The sequence below is a fragment of the Cupriavidus sp. GW822-FHT03E04 genome, from assembly GCF_058801495.1.
The window spans coordinates 1-1324 of sequence record NZ_JBXANI010000072.1 but is presented as its reverse complement, the minus strand read 5'-3'; the positions used below and the strand labels follow the sequence as shown (position 1 = coordinate 1324).

Annotated in this window: 1 protein-coding gene and 1 pseudogene; both read right to left on the bottom strand. The window is 66.5% G+C overall.

The window, feature by feature from the left end; genetic code table 11:
- Positions 1–1088, bottom strand: a 1088-nt coding sequence (locus AC1RQC_RS40310; protein WP_492886863.1) for a methylmalonyl-CoA mutase family protein, incomplete at its 3' end; no start/stop codon positions are given.
- Positions 1085–1324 (bottom strand): annotated as a pseudogene (locus AC1RQC_RS40305) (Pnap_2097 family protein); the annotation flags it as partial. The gene AC1RQC_RS40310 and the pseudogene AC1RQC_RS40305, both read right to left, overlap by 4 nt.

The following is a 1324-nucleotide window of genomic DNA, read 5'->3' as shown; positions in this document are numbered from 1 at the left end:
TCGCACAGGCCCATCTCGTGCTGCAGGATCAACTGGGTGTCCCGCGCGAGGCGGGCCGATGCGGCGCTGGGCAATGCCAGCGCTTCGTCATAGGCATTGGTGTGCAGCGACTGCGTGCCGCCGAACACCGCGGCCATGGCTTCGACCGTGGTCCGCACGATGTTGTTGTCCGGCTGCGTGGCCGCCAGCGACCACCCCGAGGTCTGGCAGTGCGTGCGCAGCATGGTGGCCCGATCCGTGGTGGCACCCAGCTCGCGGACGATCTCGCACCACAACAAGCGCGCGGCGCGCAGCTTGGCGATCTCGGTGAAGAAATCCTTGCCCACGCCAAAGAAAAAACTCAGGCGAGCGCAAAAATCATCCACATCCAGCCCGCGCCCGGCCATCTGCCTGACGTATTCCTGCCCGTTGGCCAGCGTCAGCGCCAGTTCCAGCACCGGGTCCGCCCCGGCTTCCTGGAAGTGGTAGCCGGAGATCGACATGCCGTTGAACTGGGGCACGTGCCGCGACAGGTAAGCCACCACATCCGCGCAGATCCGCATCGACGGCCCGGGCGCGAAGATCCACGTGTTGCGGACCATGTACTCCTTGAGGATGTCGTTCTGGATCGTGCCGCTGAGCTGATCGAGCGGCACGCCGGCCTCCTCGGCGCTCACCAGGAACGCGGCCAGCACCGGCAATACGGCGCCGCTCATGGTCATGGAGACGGAGACGCGGTCCAGCGCGATGCCATCGAACAGGCGCTTCATGTCCTCGACGGAATCAATCGCCACGCCGGCCATGCCAACATCCGCCTGCGCCAGCGGATGATCGGAGTCGTAGCCACGATGGGTCGGCAGATCGAACGCGACCGACAAACCCTGCGCCCCCTGCGCCAGCGCCTGCCGGAATGCCAGGTTGGAGGCGGTGGCGTCGGCAAAGCCCGCGTACTGCCGGATGGTCCACGGCTTGCCCGCGTACATGGAGCGATGCGGCCCGCGCACGAATGGCGCCTCGCCAGGCAGGCTGCCGAGATGCTGCAGCCCGTCCAGGTCGGCGGCCCTGTAGACGGGCTTGCGCGCCAGTCCGCCACCCTTATCTGCGTTCATCGCACTCTCCAACGCTTGCGTGTCACCACATCGGCGATCTTCTCGCCGTCGCTGCCGCGCCGCACCTCGCACCAATGGGCCAGCCCGTCCTGGCCGAACTCCACCGCGGAGAACGACAGCTCCAGCGCTTCGCCAAGGTTGACGTTGCCGTGGAAAAACAGGTCGCGCCCGGCAATCACCGGCGGCTCGTCAAAACGCTGCCATTGCCATTCGGCACGATCGACGATGGCCTGGAA